Below are 16,344 nucleotides of genomic sequence, written 5' to 3'. Positions count from 1 at the left end.
CCTGTCCGCTGACGGATCTAGGCAGAAACCTTTTAATTTTTATAGTTATACAAAAAGGTGCAGTTCACTTTTTGGATACTGCCCATTAAAATTGTACAAAATTTGCAAGATTCACGCAACAATTATTTCTATAACTATAATTCGATATCAGCAGAATAGACATGGTGAATGGAACCAGACATATCTTCTATTTTTAATACACCCTCATTGGTAATTCCTAGAGCTTTTCCTTCAATCACATCTGTTAAAGTTCTAGCTTTTATGGTTTTTCCAATGCTGACAGCATAACTTTCCCATAAAAGCTTGATTGGTAAAAATCCTTGGTCTAAATATAGTAAATAATATTTTTCAAAATGTTTAAAGATACTGCGAATTAATGCAGCACGTGAAATTATTTCCCCTTTTTCAATAAAAAGTGAGGTTGCTTTCTCCTTAATCTCTGATGAAAAGTCCTCGATCTTTTGATTTACATTAATACCAATTCCAACAATTATAGAGTGAATCTGATCAGCTTCGGCCTGTAATTCTGTTAAAATACCTGTTACTTTCTTTCCACCTATCAGAATATCGTTCGGCCATTTTATTTCAGGAATGACTTCAGTAACTTCTTCTATTCCCTTGGCAACGGCAACTGCTGTCAAAAGTGTTAATTGTGGAGCATTTGTCAACGGGATATTAGGCTTTAGAATCAGGCTCATCCAAACACCGGTATATTTGGGAGAATACCAATTACGGTTCATTCTCCCTTTTCCTGATTTTTGCTCATCCGCAATGACCACAGTCCCTTCAGGAACATCCTGGGATGCAAGATTGTGTGCAATTTTTTGAGTTGATTCAACACTTTCTTCATAATGGATGTTTCTTCCAATAAAACTGGTGGTCAATCCAAGCAGCACCTCGTCTGCGGTTACTTTTTCAGGTGTTTTTATAATCCGATAGCCCTTTTTTCTAACCGCCTCTAATTCAAATCCTTCTTTTCTTAATTCTTCAATGTGTTTCCATACAGCTGTTCTTGAACAGCCTATTAATTCGGCTAAATATTGTCCCGATAAATAGGATTCACCGGCATTTGTGAAAGCATCTAGCAGCTGTTTTCTTAGTTCTGACTGCATTCTTTCAGCCACTCCTTAATCTTTTGTTTATCGTTTAGTACTTTCCGTTCCAAAATAGCTTGTTCAATTTTCATTAAAGTATCTTTTAGCCAAGGGCCGCCGCTTAGATTGAACCATTCAATCAAATCACTGCCCTTAACGGCAGCCTCCCTGCTGTCTTTAATAGGAAGGCTGTCATATCGGTTCATGAGCCCGCTGATCCTTTCTGGCTCATGTACTCCTTTAATCACCAAAAATAGCTTTTCTACTGAGGCAATTACCTCATTTCCAGCCAAATACAAATCATAAACTGACCAATCCCTTTGCAGCCTTATTTCTAAATGGGATAATATCTTTTGAATCAGTTTTATTTCTTTAACAGGAAGGCGCCAATCTCTTAAAAAGCTTTCTATATCCTGCTGGCTTAGTTTTAGACTGAAAATTAATAATGCCCACATTTCAATCTTGGTGAGATTCTCACAATCGTAGGATAATAAACTTTCAATTTGTGCTTTACGATTGTTCAACCCTGGCAAATAGGAATAAATTTTCGTTTCTAAGATTATTTTAATTGCCGCTTTCCAATCTCTGCCGGTTATAAGCTTTTCAAATTCTGCTCTTTTTCGCTCAACAGCAATATTTTCAAGCAGTGGAGCCAGTTCTTTTAATGCCGCTTGGGTATTCTCTTCTATATGAAAAGAGAGCTGGCTGACAAACCGTACCGCTCTCATCATTCTAAGGGCATCTTCACTAAATCTCTCTTCAGCATTACCTACTGATTGAATTAATCTTTCTTTTAACGCCAATTGTCCATCAAATGGATCGGCCAATTTACCTGTTCGATCCATCGCGATAGCATTAATCGTAAAATCACGGCGCCTGAGATCCTCTGTTAAACTGCGGATAAAAGAAACTTCTGTCGGTCTTCGAAAATCCTCGTATTTTCCTTCTGATCTAAATGTGGTAATTTCGTATGAATTTCCGCCAGTGAGGACAAGAACAGTCCCGTGTTCAATCCCAATATCAACCGTTTTTGAAAAAATGGATTTTACTTCCATTGGTGTTGCGGAAGTCGCAATGTCAACATCACTTATTTTTTTATTTAATAGATAATCTCTAACAGACCCTCCGACAAAGTAAGCCTCAAAGCCAGCATCCTCAAGCTGTTTTAAAACCGGGACAGCTGATAAAAATGGTTCTTTCATTTGCTTCACCTTAATTCACTAAACGGTAATATAGCTCTTCATATTGTTTGACAATCTCGTCAGCCTTAAATTTCGTTTTCACCTGTTCCACTGCACTTCGAGAAAATTGCTGATGCAGTTTCGTGTCTTCTAATAATTTAATCGCTTTATTTGAGATCTCCTCAATGTTACCAACTTCACAAATATATCCTGTTACCCCGTCATCAATTACTTCCGGAATTCCGCCGATATTTGTTCCTATACTTGGAACACCGCAGGCCATTGCTTCCAACACAACAAGACCAAAGCTTTCCTTTTCCGAAAGCAGAAGCATTAAATCACTAATAGAGTAGAGTTCTTCGAGGTTTTCCTGTTTCCCAAGAAAAATAACCTGATCCTCTAGTGCCAGCTGTCGAACCAGTTTAGATATAATTGTCATCTCTGGCCCATCACCAACAAGCAGTAATTTTGCAGGCATAATTGCTGAAATTTTCGCAAAAGTTTTTACTACATCCTGAACCCGCTTTACTGCTCGAAAATTAGATACATGGATAATTACTTTATCTTCTTCATTGATTCCAAATTCACTTTTTAAATGAAGTGCATCGGTTTTTTGATAGACCCGGTCATCAATGAAATTATAAACCGTTTCAATGTGTTTATCAGGATTGATTAGTTCATATGTTTGATTCACTAATGCAGTAGATACTGCGGTAACAATATCTGATTTTTCAATCCCAAATTTTATTGCATCTGTCAATGACGGATCATTACCCAGCACTGTAATATCGGTCCCATGTAATGTCGTCACAATTTTAATATTTCTTCCTAACATTTGTTTTGCGAGGATAGCGCAAACCGCATGAGGTATTGCATAATGAACATGCAGGATATCCAATTTCTCTCGCTTTGCAACCTCAGCCATTTTACTTGCTAAGGCAATATCGTATGGCGGGTATTGAAACAGAGAATACTGGTTAACCTCTACCTGATGATAATAAATATTATGGTAAATCTTTTTCAGGCGAAAAGGAACATTGGAAGAGATAAAATGAATCTCATGTCCCTTCTCAGCAAGTAATTTTCCCAGTTCTGTTGCGACTACACCTGAACCGCCAACAGTCGGGTAACAGGTAATCCCTATCTTAAGTTTCTTCATTCATTCTTCTCCTAACAGGTCATGCTTTATAAGAATCGGAACTTTTGTTTTAAAGCCTTCAGCATAAGTCACATTTACCAGTTTCCCAAACATTCTTTCCCTCGCTTCAACAGTTTCGATATATCCATTGACCAGCGGAGTATTAAAGCTTTCAGAGGACCTTTCAAACTGGCTTTTATATGCCCTGAGTGCGGAAAGCTTTTGATTGATGAAAGATGTGATATCAATTGTAAAGTCCGGCTCATGAAAGCCATTAATCATATAAAAATATAATCGCTCAACCTTATGCGGCTCATTGCATCCTTCCGTTTGATATTTTTTAATGCCAGCAGAAAATACAGCCTCTTCTACTAGCCGGGAACAATTCCCATGGTCTGGATGCCTGTCTGCCGGATATGGAGCAAACACGATTTTCGGTTTATGAATCCGAATCATTTGAGCAATCCTATTTATGTATTCTTCTTTTAAATACAGACCACGATCTGGAAATCCAAGCGAAGTTCGCAATACAACTCCTAAGGTTTTTGCTGCCTGTTCAGCTTCTATTTTTCTTAAAGCTACAGTACCATTTGAAGAGAGGTCGGCATCAGTTAAATCACAAATACCAATTTTTTTTCCTTCAGAAGCCAATTGGGCAATTGTACCGCCCATGCCAATTTCTACATCATCGGCATGAGCTCCAAAAGCCATAATATGTAAAAAGTTATTTTCCATTTTTTTTATTATTCTCCCTGGCGATATTTCTCCAGTCTAACAATCCCTCATCTAATCCCCTGATTAGCAATTCTGCCGTACCCATATTGGTTGCAAGAGGAATAGAGTAGACATCACAAAGACGGACAAGTGCCGAAACGTCTGGCTCATGCGGCTGTGCCGTTAACGGATCACGAAAAAAGAAAATCGCATCCATTTGATTTTTGGCAACCATTGCTCCTATTTCCTGATCTCCTCCAAGAGGACCCGACTGATACCGTGTTATATTTAAACCAGTTGCTTCCTGTATCCGTAACCCTGTCGTACCCGTAGCATGTAAATTATGTTTGGCAAAAATGGATTGGTAGGCTGTTACAAATTGTACTAAATCCTTCTTTTTTTGATCATGAGCGATTAAAGCAATATTCATAGTCATTACTCCTAATCTAAAATATTTTCTAAACCATAGACGAAAGTATTCTGCTTCATGACTGTTTCAACTGCAACTTTTACGCCTGACATAAAGGATGCCCGATTATAAGAATCATGACGGATGGTAATAGTTTGACCATCTGAACCGAACATCACTTGCTGATGTGCGATTAAGCCAGGCAGTCTTACTGAATGAATATGCATTCCATTATAATCTGCCCCGCGCGCTCCTTCTATTGTTTCCTTTTCATTTGGGTGCCCCTGCTTCTTAGCCTCTCTAACAGCAGATATCATTTCAGCTGTTTTAACTGCAGTTCCAGATGGCGCATCAAGCTTTCTATCATGGTGCATTTCTATGATTTCTACATCTTGAAAATATTTAGCTGCCATTTGTGAAAATTTCATCATTAATACCGCACCTATCGCAAAGTTTGGTGCAATGATACAGCCCAATTCTTTTTCCTTACATGTTTCTTCGAATTCTTGTAATTCTTCTTTAGTGAACCCGGTTGTTCCGACAACGGGACGTACATTATAGTTTAAAGCAGTTCTTACATGATATGGACCAGCTTCAGGGGTGGTTAAATCAATTAGGACATCGGCCTCCGTATTTTGCAGACATTTTTCAATATCTGTATAAACCGGTACATTGGTGACTCCCTGAAAGCCTTGTACATCACTTAACATCATGCCATCATTTTTATGGTCGAGCACTGCGGTTAATTCAAAATGTTCAGTGTTCATCACTAAATCAACGGCTTCACGTCCCATTCTTCCGCGCGGCCCTGCAATGATAATTTTAATTGTATCCATTTTCTTCACTCCCATTAGTTTTGTTACTCTTTTTCTATCCTTGTCCAACGATTTTTATCTCTCGTATTAAATTTTTTCATGACTAAATCATGAGCATCTTCTAAATCAATATGTAACGAATTAGCTAAGCAGATTAGCACAAATAGAAGATCTCCTAGTTCTTCTTCAATTGCTTTCTCAGTTTCTGTTGATTTTTTCGGTTTTTCACCATAATAATGGTTAACTTCTCTTGCAAGCTCACCAAGTTCTTCAGTCAATCTTGCAAGCATGGCCAGCGGGCTAAAATAGCCTTCCTTAAATTGACCGATATATGCATCAACTTCACCTTGAAGGTCTCTTACCGTTTTTCCAGCTGTCATACAGATTACACCCTCATTTCATTACATTGCAGAGAATAGTTTTTGATTTCCTCTTTTACTTCTATTTTATGTTAGCTAAATTAATCCTGTTTTACAAATGTTTTCGCCTAAACTGTATTTTTCTGGCGTCTAATTGCTCTTATATACCATATTCGCTATAATTAAATTCGCCACCGGTGTTAAAATATGGTAAAGGAGGAATGTTCTATGCTATTTGGACTTAAAATAAAGAATATTATTTTTATCTTATTAGGAACAGCAATTATGTCATTTGGACTCGTTAATTTCAACATGCAAAATAAATTAGCGGAGGGTGGTTTTACCGGCATTACTCTCTTACTTTATTTCTTGTTTCACTGGGATCCATCCTATACTAACCTGTTATTAAATGTTCCTTTATTTTTCATCGGATGGAAAATACTAGGAAAAAATACTTTTTTATATACAATTTTAGGTACTGTTGGCGTTTCTATCTTTTTGTGGGTTTTCCAGCGGATTTCCCTTAATATGTCACTTGAGCATGATTTAACATTAGCAGCACTTTTTGCAGGAGTATTCTCTGGAATTGGCCTTGGGATTATTTTTCGATTTGGCGGTACTACCGGAGGGGTGGATATTATTGCTAGACTTGTCCAGAAATACTTCGGCTGGAATATGGGAAGAACGATGTTTATGTTTGATGCCTGTGTAATCATACTATCATTAATGACCTACCTAAAATACACTCAAGCAATGTATACACTTGTAGCTGTTTTTGTCAGTGCAAGAGTAATTGATTTTATGTTAGAAGGGGCATATTCAGCGCGGGGAGCAATGATTATTTCGGAACAAAACGAAAAAATTGCTGAGAAAATCATGGAAAAAATGGATCGTGGTGTTACAGTACTAAGGGGATACGGTTCCTATACAAAAAACGAACGTGAGGTTTTATATTGTGTTGTTGCTAAAAATGAAATCATCAGGTTAAAAAATATTATTACCTCTATTGACCCGCATGCCTTTGTATCTATTTCTATTGTTCATGATGTGGCCGGCGAAGGGTTCACACTTGATGAAAACAAAATGCCTCTAAATGACTAAAGGCAATGTCATCAGAGACATTGCCTTTTGCTAGTGAAAATGAGCGAGCGTTTGCACTGTTCTTAATCATCATTTCGATTCATACCCGTGAAAATAAGTACAAGCCTCAATAGTTCAAGGATTGCGACAGCTGCGGCAGCAACATATGTTAGTGCAGCGGCATTTAAAACTTTCTTTGCCTCCCTTTCTTCCCGGTTTGAAATTAAACCAAGAGATACGACCTGATTCATCGCGCGGCTGGAAGCATTAAACTCAACTGGCAGCGTAATAACCTGAAATAGAACAGCCGCCGCCATACATACTATACCTAGTAAAAGAAGCCCTGAAAAATGAGCTAATAACCCAATCATAATCAAAATCCAAGAAACATTCGACCCAAAGTTAGCAACAGGTACTAAAGCGGAGCGGAAACGTAAGAAGGCATACCCTTCAGAATCCTGAATTGCATGCCCGCATTCATGAGCCGCAACGGCAGCAGATGCAATAGAATGGCCCCGAAAGTTTTCCGGTGACAATCTTACCGTCTTTGAGCGGGGATCATAGTGATCGCTTAAAAATCCCTGTCCCTCTTCTACACCAACATCATATAATCCATTAGCATTTAAAATTCCCCTAGCAACCTCAGCACCGCTTCTTAAAGTTGAAGATGGAACTCTTGAATATTTAGTAAATGTACTTTTCACTCTCATTTGTGCCCATATGGGAATCAAAACAATGATAGCAAAATATATTAGGTACAATTTTTACACTCCTAACCAGCTTTATTTAGATTATTTTAGTTAAGCCGATTAGACGCGTCAATCTTTATGCTCTCCCCGAGCATTTTTCTTTAGTTCTTTCTCTCCTTGATACTTTCTCCATCCAACATATGACAGTGTCATAATAATAATACTGCCAGTGGAAATAATAACCCACCATAATGATGGATCTGCTTCATCATCTTCCAAATTGGCAAAAAGATTTTTTAAATCTGTATCCAATTTCTCAAGTTCTTGCTGGCTGTCTTTATTTTTTATCATATCTGTACGGTATTCATCAATAAACTTTATCCGTGCATCTAATCTTTGTATATTTTCTGCAGGAACATCAATTTTCATACTAGGATAAATAACGTTATACAAGGATAAAAAATTGTTAAAGCTTGTATGAAATTGGGCGGTATCACCATTTACAGCTGCTTCTTTAGCATGTGAAAAGGCAGTCATGATTTGATTTTCCATTTCGGTCCATAATGGCTGGTGGCTCGAGACGATTGCATCCATAACAAGTCGGAATTTCGTTAGTTTATTAATTCGTTCTTCATGATTCATGGTGGGACTAACAGCAGCCTCCATTGCCTCATCATGAGAGATATGAATAATTCTAACCTCATCCATAGATAACGGCTGCTTTGTGCCAGAAGCATAGGGCAATTGGTCCGAAAAATAATCCAGTAGTTTCTTTGCATCATCATATCTATAAAACTTCACCATCTGGAGTGCTTCATCAGAAATATCATCTAGTTTCTCCATTGGTGTTTGAACCTCAGCATTTACTGATATGGGAGTAAGCATAAGAATCATTGCTGCTAAAAGAAGCCATTTTAATTTCACAATAGTCCCCCCTTTCGCTACTAATAATATGTATGAAAGGGTGGACAAGGTTAGACCAATATTTTAAAAGAAAAGCAGAAGCGGAAATTATTTAATTTCCAACTTAAAGCGTCCAGGACGAATGACTGTAAAATAGGCTATTCCAATCGATAAAACGGAAAGCCAGAATGTAAAATAACCGATTTCCGGCATGAATTGATCAAGCATTTGATACCTTGGCATCATAAAAAACACATAATCAATTACATCATTATGTAATGTCCAGATGGCAGCAAAAGCTAAATGCCTCCAATTAAACCGATAAAATGGCGCGAATAAAATACCTTCAACCGCCATGGCAAAATGCGAAATAATTAGCATATAACTTGTCCAGTCCAATCCTCCCTGAACAAAATAAACCAAAATGTTCATCACCACTGCCCAAATACCATATTTGAATAACGTGACAATGGCTAAAGCCTCCAATAATGGCCAGTTTCCTTTAAATAAAAAGGCAATTAGAACAAACACAAAAAAGAGGCTGGCAGTCGGGCTATCCGGTACAAATGGAAGAAAAATAGCAGGAGTATCTTTTAGCTGCCACCCATACCAATAATATCCATAAATAGTTCCTAATATATTTACAATCAGCAATAACACTAACGTTGGCCGAGCAGCCAAGAGAGGATAAACCCAGCGCACAACAGCTCCTCCTTTATCATTTCTTAAAAAAAAGCTGACGAATCTCGTCAGCTTTACGATTATATTACTTACCAAGTCCAGAGATGAACTCAGAAAGTTTCTTCAACTCATCATCATTCCCTTTAAATACTCCAGGAGGCATGTTTTTATAACCTTGTTTTGCAATCTTTGCCACTTCTTCTGCAGAAAGGCCGGTATTTGCTAATGAAGGTGCAGCAGCTCCTCCTTGAAGGTCATCACCATGGCAAGTAATACAAGTATTTTTACTAGCGATTTGATAGCCGTCGCTCGACTTATCAATCTCAACTTTTTGAACAATCTTACCTTGACGTTCCGCTGCTGCCCAGTCGTGAGTTGCAACAGACTGCCAAGTTAAAAATGTAATGCCTGCCAATGCAAGAAACATAAATCCAGTGGCTAATGGACGTTTGCTTGCACGGCGTTCCGGTCCGCGGTCAATAAATGGTGCCAATAATAGTCCGCCAAAAACTAATCCAGGAATAATCATTGCTCCAATAACCGTATAAGGACCAGATGCATAAGTATATTTAAGCAATTGATACAAGAATAAGAAATACCAGTCCGGTAATGGGATATAGCCTGTATCTGTAGGATCCGCAATTCTTTCAAGCGGAGCTGGATGAGCAACGGTTAAACATAAAATTCCGACAAGGAATACTGCTCCAATCATCCATTCTTTCAAAAGGAAGTTAGGCCAGAACGCTTCTGTTTTACCAGGGTATTCTGAATAATCCTTCGGAAGCTTCGGTGTGCGTGATTCACGTGCAACAACACGAGAGTCACCTACAAACTTTAAACCTTTACCGCGATGCATCGAGCAATCCCCTCCTTTTTCTATTAAGATCAATAAAAATAGTTAGTTGTTTATTATTCAAAAAATCATAGTGGTCCAGAAATACCTTGTCTCCGAATCATAATGAAGTGTGCTGCCAATAATCCAAATAATACAGCAGGCAGGAAGAATACGTGAATCGCAAAGAAGCGTGTTAATGTTTGCGCTCCTACGATATGTTCATGTCCGGCAAGCAGTACTTTGACGTACGAACCAATGAACGGTGTAGCCTCAGCTATCTGCAAGCCTACTTTTGTTGCAAACAGCGCTTTCATATCCCATGGTAACAGATAGCCTGTAAAACCTAATCCAAGCATAACGAAGAAAATAAGTACTCCGACAACCCAGTTAAGTTCGCGGGGCTTTTTATAAGCACCTTGGAAGAATACGCGCAGGGTATGTAAAAACATCATTACAAGCACTAAACTTGCTCCCCAGTGATGCATTCCACGTACGATTTGTCCAAAAGCCACTTCATTTTGAAGATAATATACAGATTCCCATGCATTTTTAATATCCGGTACATAGTACATTGTTAAGAACATACCGGAAAGAATTTGAATAACTGTAACGAAAAATGTCATACCGCCGAAGCAATAAACAAACGCAGAAAAGTGATGCGCAGGGTTTACATGCTCTGGTACTTCATGATCCGCGATATCGCGCCACAAAGGCGTAATATCTAAACGCTCATCTACCCAATCGTAAATCTTGTTTAACAATGATTACGCCTCCTTCCGTGGTTTAGCTTTTCCTAAATAAAGATATCCGTCTTTTTCTTTGTATGGGTACACATCCAGCGGTGCCAGCGGTGGTGTACCAGGAATGTTCGTTCCATCTTTTGTATAACGGCCATAGTGACATGGACAGAAGAATTGTTCTGGGTGTTCCTTGTCGGAATTCCAGTTAACGGTACAGCCTAAATGCTTACATACAGGTGACAGAGCCATAATTTTACCTGCATCATCCTTGTAAACCCAAGCAGATTCTGTTACATCAGATTCATACCATGCATCTTTCTGCTTATAGGAAAAGTCAACACGAACAGGCTCATTTGTTAAATCAGCAACCTTCTGCTTTGTTGCAACAAAATCCCCTGCCGCTTCTGCCTTTAATACAGGATCAACAGCAAATCTGACCATTGGCATTAACATCCCTGCTGCCATGAATCCACCTACACCAGTTAGTGTGTAGCTCAAGAATTGACGTCTTGAAACGCGATCTTTACTCATGCTTATCCCCCCTCCATTCATGAAGTTAAGTCCACGGGACTAAATTAAACACAATAAAACTAGGACATAACAATGATATATCAATCTTCGGACAAGGTCAATATCATACTATTTTAAAAAAGGTAATAAACAGTGAATTAGTCACTTTTTTGCCACTTTTGTGTAAAAATCGTTAAAAGCTGCTGAACTTGGCTGTCAATCATCGTTAATTTTTGTGTATCATTCATCTGCTCAAGCGGAATAGCCGGCAGCCAAATTAACGTACCATTCAGTTCACCTTCCCTGCTTCGCCACTCAAAATCAGAAGTTACATAGAAAACATGTTTAAATCCAGCATCAAGGATACTTTCCTCCCATTTCTTGAGATCAGTCAATACTTTTTCATCCTGCTCATTTCCAAGATAGGTGAAGGGTGGAAACAATAGAATTCTGCCGGTAAATTGTCTTTCTAAATAATTTGTTAATAATGTAATAAATTCAGATGCCGCAGCGGATTGCTTTACCCCTTTTCCTATAGTGATGGAATATAACGGCACAACAGCCGTATCAACATATTCTTTAGCAGCAGAGTACGTCTCAACATCTTGAGGTAACCATTTCATTTTTTGCACCAACCTTTAAAATTCACTACCCCAATAGTACCATTATTCCCTAAACATTTAAACATATTGAAGAATATGAAAAATTATCAAGCAAAGAAAAAAAGTGTTTGCCTCTGCGGAACAAGCACAGCTTGTTTTGCAGACGCAGATTCTCTTTGATGCTTTCCTTAGTGGAAAGCCCCGACAACCATAAGGCCCTGAGGCGCTGAGTGCTGGACCCACATCCAGATTACTAGTTCGAGATGATTCACAGAAAAATTTATTTAATTTTTTCTAAATAAAAAAAAGAGGTTTGCTTATCGCAAACTCCCCTCTTGTTCATTTTGTGATAGTTGATTTAATTTTTCTGTTAGGGAAAGGAAAGCTTCCCGATCCTGTCTGTCTAGTGCATCATCAATCAGCTGGAGAAGTTTTTCCCTTTGAAACCGTTCGATGCTTTCTTTAAGCATCTGCTCTGCAATCATACCGTCTTTTTCATTCACCTGCAGATGTTTAGGGACATATGGATTTTCTTCTAGGACTGCCACATATTGATGTGCCTGATTTGAAGCATTGAAGTTTAGCTGGATATAAATATCCTCGTCCCGATTCAGGCGAATATCATGAAAAGATTTTTCAGCATCTGTTGTCATTACGTTTTCCTTGTAAAAGCGAAACGGCACTTTATCTACACAATGCGTCGACATGATTAGACCGCGTGGACAATACTGTGCCTGCTCAACAAAATGAACCTTTTCCATTAGCTGATCATGGCTCATTAAGTAGTTTAAAATCCAAACACATTCTCTTCTCTTTAATTGATAATGATTTAAAAACCAGCGAATAAAATCCTTCTTCTCGTTGACAGAAACAGGGGTTGCCATCGTCGTTTCCCTCCTCTGCATATTCAGCTTTAGTTTTCATTTTCGGAATCAGTCAGTCTTTCAAGTAAATCAAGCACCTCAGTATTGGTTGGGTCTTTAATGAGTACCTGTTTAAAAATTTCGGCAGCCAGGTCGTTTTTTCCTTCCTCAATTAAAAAATATCCGTAATCAAGTAAAAACGTTTCGTTATTCTTGAAATAAGTATATGCGCTCTCATATTTGTCTAATGCGCGTGAAAATTCCTCTATTCCTGCGTAAGCTGCGGCAGCATCCCATAAAAGCTGAGGCTCGTCTTCACTCATTAAATTAAGTTCTGTTATTAAATTTAGAACTTCCTCAAAACGTTCCTGTTGTAAAAAGAGTTTGTTCAAAGTTAGAATTGCATCCAAATATTCTGGATCTAGTACAATTGATTCTCGCAGGTAATTTTCTGCTTCTTCTTCCATCCCCAGTTTTAATGCAATTTTTCCGCCTTTAAAAAATAACTCCTTATTAAATTCATCCTGTTTTATTCCTTCTTTGACAGTTTGCAGGCTGTTTTCAAGTTCTTCTTCTCTCTCATACGCTGAAGAGAGCGGTAAATAAAGCGAGTGATATTCAGGATCAAGGCCTTTTAGCTCTGTGAACTTTTCAATTGCTGTTCGATTATAGCCTGCTTGCAAGGCTGTAAAAGCGTAGCCAAATAATGTATTAATCTCCAGTTTCTCATCAAGTGCTTTATCATAATAGATTAAAGCATCTTCAAAAGCACCTGATGAACTAAGTAAATCAGCCAGCCGGGCATGGATATTAATTCCTGCAATTTCATTCGTTTCCTTCAGCACTGCTTCATAGGCATTCTTAGCCTTTAAAATCTCGCCTTGCTCACTATATAGTTCACCAAGGGCAAAATCAATAATAACTTCATTTGGCAATAGTTCCTTTGCCTGCAAAATCTTATTTTCAGAGACTTCATATAATCCTTCCATTTGGTAAAGATCTGCTAGCAGTAATAATGATTGTCCGTAATTCGCATCCCCGGTTGAAATCTTTTCTAATTCAAGAATCGCCTCTTCTTCTTGACCAGCTTCAACCAAAATTTCAGCTAATAGAATAAGAAGCTCGCCTTCCTCAGGAAAAACGCTTAGGAGCTTTTCAATTAATGCCTTGGCCTCATCAAGAAACCCATACTGAAATAATTCTTCCCCTAAAAGGAATTTCTCCTCATGACTGCCTCTGTTTAATACAACATTATATTCATCTAAGGCTTCTTTATGTTGGCCGTTTTCTAATAATTGAATAATTTTATTGACTCGATCCATAGAATTTTTACCTCTTTAACTAAAATTACAAGGAGAAAAAAGCTGGTGTCCGCACTATTACAGGTTCTCCAAAACCTGGTCTAAATAAAATCTCATTTAACGACCGGACAATCTTCCCCTTGTGTACTGTAATAACAAGTCTACCATTATGATAATGAAATAAATCTGACTCATCAACATTCTTGATTTCCCGTGACTTTAAATATAAATTATAGCTTAATTCTGTTCCATTCATAAGGCTCGACTTCTGCGGATAAAGGCCTATTTTATTTAAAACATATTTTGAAATAGGGGTATTTTCTTCAATTTCCTCATATAATGCGGGAATTTTCTCTTTTACCATCGTATTTTTCCAATTCGACAAGGTTGGTTTAGCTTCCTTCTTTTTGGCGGAAGAAATTATTGGGATAAATGGACAATTGAATGGAAACAACGCTTCTCTAATCCATCCCCATGGAATATTCTTTAAAGATTCTGGTTCCTCAAGCTCTACAAATATAGCAGGGATTTTTTCCCTTTTACATTTTCTGATAAACGAAGGAGTAATAAGCCGTAAGGGAATTTTTATTCCAATAATATAATCGAGAGGACTGTTCATCAATACTGTATTTACTTTCTTTACTTTTTCACCTAATTCATTTTCGTAGGAAACAGGTATATACGTAAATATGGTGGTACATCCCTTTAATAGAAACTTGTCTTTTATTACTTGTTTTAATTCTTGAAAGGACTGCGTTAATGAGATTGATGAATTTAAAAGGACAAAAGATGGGGCCATAATATAGGGTTCATAATTCATCCTAAATAGCCGGTATTTTCTGGAATGGGTTAAGATTGCTGATATTTTGTCTTCTTCTACCATTAATGATTGAACGCTCAGCTCATTGTCTTTAAGTATATTGGCATTTTCGATAATATACGCCATCCCGCCACCCTTTCTGCTTTTTAAGACAAGCTATGCGGCATTTCCATAAACTATGTCAACAGGGACGAATTTTTCATGAGGATGGATGTATACCAGGTTGTTAAATTTGGCTCTTTAAAAATATATTTTTAACACGTCCATTCAAAAAGAAAGAGCCGCTTTATGAAGGCGGCCTAATTAGTAAGGTTATTAAGATGTTCAAAGAAATTTGGATATGAAACTGAAATAGATTCTGGATTTTCCAATATAACCTCATCATCACTTAACAGTGCAGCAATTGCCAGCATCATCCCAATGCGGTGATCTCCGTGGCTTGACACAGTGCCTCCTGTCAGTCTAGTTTGACCATAAATGATCATACCATCCGCAGTAGCTTCGATGGACGCACCAAGTTTTTTTAATTCATTTACAACAGTATCTATCCGATTGGTTTCTTTTACTTTTAATTCCTCAGCATCTTTGATTACAGTTTTACCTTCTGCCTGTGTGGCCATAAGGGCGATAATTGGAATTTCATCAATTAATTTTGGAATCAGATCTCCTTCAACCACTGTTCCGGTTAAGCTGGAGGATTTTATAATGATATCTCCTGATGGTTCAAATGAATCCGTATCCTGATGTAATATTTCTATATTGGCACCCATATTTTTTAGAACCTCAAGAATTCCAGTTCTTGTTGGATTTAAACCGACATTTTTCAACAAAATCTCACTTCCAGGAACAACCGCCCCAGCGACAAGGAAAAAGGCTGCTGAGGAGATATCCCCAGGAACGTGAACAGTTGCTGATTGCAGTTTTTGACCGCCTTTGACTGTAATTGTCCGATTATCTTTGTAGATTTCTCCGCCAAATTGCTGAATCATTCTTTCTGTATGGTCCCTTGTTTCAGAGGGTTCAACAATTGTTGTCTCCCCATTTGCCTGAAGACCTGCAAGGAGAATGGAGGATTTCACCTGAGCACTGGCCACAGGCAGCTGATAATGAATGGGTCTTAAATTCCCGCCGCGAATTGCTATTGGAGTATAGGCACCATTTTCTCTAGCATCAATGAACGTCCCCATTTTTTTTAATGGTCCAGTCACCCTGGTCATTGGCCTTTTAGCAATCGACTGATCACCTGCAAGGGTTGAGAAGAACGGCCGGCCTGCTAAAATCCCCATAAGTAATCGAATTGTGGTTCCGGAATTACCTACATCCAATACTTCACTAGGTTCTTTTAATCCTTCAAATCCATTACCAAATATCCGCAGTTTGCCATTTTCCTCTTCAATCTGAACCCCCAGCTTTCGAAAACAGGAAATCGTACTTAAACAGTCCTCACCTGGGAGAAAATTTGTAACCGTCGTTTCTCCGTGTGCAATGGCCCCGAACATAACGGAACGATGGGAAATTGATTTATCCCCGGGAATTACAACCTCTCCATTTAACCTATTTATCTGAGATTTAAGTTTAATTGCCGTCATTTCATCACCTTTTCAATCATA

Annotated in this window: 19 protein-coding genes; 1 reads left to right on the top strand and 18 read right to left on the bottom strand. The window is 38.1% G+C overall.

Translation table 11 applies throughout. From position 1 onward, the window contains the following. Positions 1–134 precede the first annotated feature (134 nt). From M3183_RS01760 to M3183_RS01730, 7 genes are read right to left on the bottom strand one after another with little or no spacing between them, the layout of a single operon-like run. Entirely contained in the window at positions 135–1,112 is a 978-nt protein-coding gene (locus tag M3183_RS01760) for a biotin--[acetyl-CoA-carboxylase] ligase (RefSeq protein ID WP_251465887.1), read from the bottom strand. Beyond that, positions 1,097–2,296, bottom strand: a complete 1,200-nt coding sequence (locus tag M3183_RS01755; protein ID WP_251465885.1) for a CCA tRNA nucleotidyltransferase — start codon at positions 2,294–2,296, stop codon at positions 1,097–1,099. Before M3183_RS01755 ends, M3183_RS01760 begins: the two co-directional genes overlap by 16 nt. Positions 2,297–2,306: 10 nt before the next feature. Further along, positions 2,307–3,434: an N-acetyl-alpha-D-glucosaminyl L-malate synthase BshA gene (gene bshA / locus M3183_RS01750; protein ID WP_251465883.1), complete on the bottom strand. Its 1,128-nt coding sequence runs from the start codon at positions 3,432–3,434 to the stop codon at positions 2,307–2,309. Further along, positions 3,435–4,148: a bacillithiol biosynthesis deacetylase BshB1 gene (bshB1, locus tag M3183_RS01745; protein ID WP_251465881.1), complete on the bottom strand. Its 714-nt coding sequence runs from the start codon at positions 4,146–4,148 to the stop codon at positions 3,435–3,437. After that, positions 4,138–4,557: a methylglyoxal synthase gene (mgsA, locus tag M3183_RS01740; RefSeq protein WP_251465873.1), complete on the bottom strand. Its 420-nt coding sequence runs from the start codon at positions 4,555–4,557 to the stop codon at positions 4,138–4,140. The genes bshB1 and mgsA overlap by 11 nt, the downstream gene beginning before the upstream one ends. Positions 4,558–4,568: 11 nt before the next feature. Next, a complete protein-coding gene (gene dapB, locus M3183_RS01735; protein ID WP_251465870.1) occupies positions 4,569–5,372 on the bottom strand; it encodes a 4-hydroxy-tetrahydrodipicolinate reductase in 804 nt (267 codons plus the stop codon). A 23-nt stretch (positions 5,373–5,395) separates the two neighbouring features. Continuing rightward, positions 5,396–5,731: a nucleotide pyrophosphohydrolase gene (locus tag M3183_RS01730; protein ID WP_251465861.1), complete on the bottom strand. Its 336-nt coding sequence runs from the start codon at positions 5,729–5,731 to the stop codon at positions 5,396–5,398. Between the two features lie 207 nt (positions 5,732–5,938). On the opposite strand from M3183_RS01730, the gene M3183_RS01725 reads away from it, so the two are divergent. Then, positions 5,939–6,811 (top strand): YitT family protein, encoded by an 873-nt coding sequence (locus M3183_RS01725; RefSeq protein WP_251465859.1) that lies wholly within the window; start codon positions 5,939–5,941, stop codon positions 6,809–6,811. A gap of 62 nt (positions 6,812–6,873) precedes the next feature. On the opposite strand, the gene M3183_RS01720 is transcribed toward M3183_RS01725, so the two are convergent. From M3183_RS01720 to aroA, 11 genes are all read right to left on the bottom strand, one after another. After that, positions 6,874–7,551, bottom strand: a complete 678-nt coding sequence (locus tag M3183_RS01720) for a zinc metallopeptidase (protein ID WP_251465857.1) — start codon at positions 7,549–7,551, stop codon at positions 6,874–6,876. Positions 7,552–7,608: 57 nt separating this feature from the next. Then, positions 7,609–8,403 carry a sporulation protein YpjB gene (ypjB, locus tag M3183_RS01715; RefSeq protein WP_251465855.1) on the bottom strand — a complete coding sequence of 265 codons (795 nt, stop codon included), beginning with the start codon at positions 8,401–8,403 and terminating at the stop codon, positions 7,609–7,611. Between the two features lie 87 nt (positions 8,404–8,490). Beyond that, on the bottom strand, positions 8,491–9,084 hold the full coding sequence (lhaT, locus tag M3183_RS01710; protein WP_251465853.1) for a lipoprotein heptaprenylglyceryl N-acetyltransferase LhaT: 594 nt from the start codon (positions 9,082–9,084) through the stop codon (positions 8,491–8,493). Positions 9,085–9,148: 64 nt separating this feature from the next. Beyond that, complete coding sequence (locus M3183_RS01705) at positions 9,149–9,919, bottom strand: menaquinol-cytochrome c reductase cytochrome b/c subunit (RefSeq protein WP_251465851.1); 771 nt, start codon at positions 9,917–9,919, stop codon at positions 9,149–9,151. Positions 9,920–9,984: 65 nt separating this feature from the next. Further along, positions 9,985–10,659, bottom strand: a complete 675-nt coding sequence (gene qcrB, locus M3183_RS01700; protein WP_127487940.1) for a menaquinol-cytochrome c reductase cytochrome b subunit — start codon at positions 10,657–10,659, stop codon at positions 9,985–9,987. 3 nt (positions 10,660–10,662) lie between these two features. After that, complete coding sequence (locus M3183_RS01695) at positions 10,663–11,169, bottom strand: QcrA and Rieske domain-containing protein (protein ID WP_285878325.1); 507 nt, start codon at positions 11,167–11,169, stop codon at positions 10,663–10,665. Between the two features lie 137 nt (positions 11,170–11,306). Next, the gene (locus M3183_RS01690; protein ID WP_251465846.1) at positions 11,307–11,771 is read right to left on the bottom strand and encodes a YpiF family protein; all 465 of its coding nucleotides are present in this window, start codon (positions 11,769–11,771) and stop codon (positions 11,307–11,309) included. A gap of 296 nt (positions 11,772–12,067) precedes the next feature. Next, positions 12,068–12,634: a ReoY family proteolytic degradation factor gene (locus tag M3183_RS01685; protein WP_251465845.1), complete on the bottom strand. Its 567-nt coding sequence runs from the start codon at positions 12,632–12,634 to the stop codon at positions 12,068–12,070. Positions 12,635–12,663: 29 nt separating this feature from the next. Further along, positions 12,664–13,935: a tetratricopeptide repeat protein gene (locus M3183_RS01680; protein WP_251465843.1), complete on the bottom strand. Its 1,272-nt coding sequence runs from the start codon at positions 13,933–13,935 to the stop codon at positions 12,664–12,666. 25 nt (positions 13,936–13,960) lie between these two features. Beyond that, complete coding sequence (locus M3183_RS01675; RefSeq protein WP_251465842.1) at positions 13,961–14,860, bottom strand: hypothetical protein; 900 nt, start codon at positions 14,858–14,860, stop codon at positions 13,961–13,963. Between the two features lie 173 nt (positions 14,861–15,033). Continuing rightward, positions 15,034–16,323 carry a 3-phosphoshikimate 1-carboxyvinyltransferase gene (gene aroA, locus M3183_RS01670; RefSeq protein WP_251465841.1) on the bottom strand — a complete coding sequence of 430 codons (1,290 nt, stop codon included), beginning with the start codon at positions 16,321–16,323 and terminating at the stop codon, positions 15,034–15,036. Between the last annotated feature and the right edge of the window lie 21 nt (positions 16,324–16,344).

It is taken from the genome of Neobacillus mesonae, assembly GCF_023715155.1.
Lineage (GTDB): Bacteria > Bacillota > Bacilli > Bacillales > Cytobacillaceae > Neobacillus > Neobacillus mesonae_A.
This window is presented reverse-complemented; position numbering and strand designations above follow the sequence as displayed.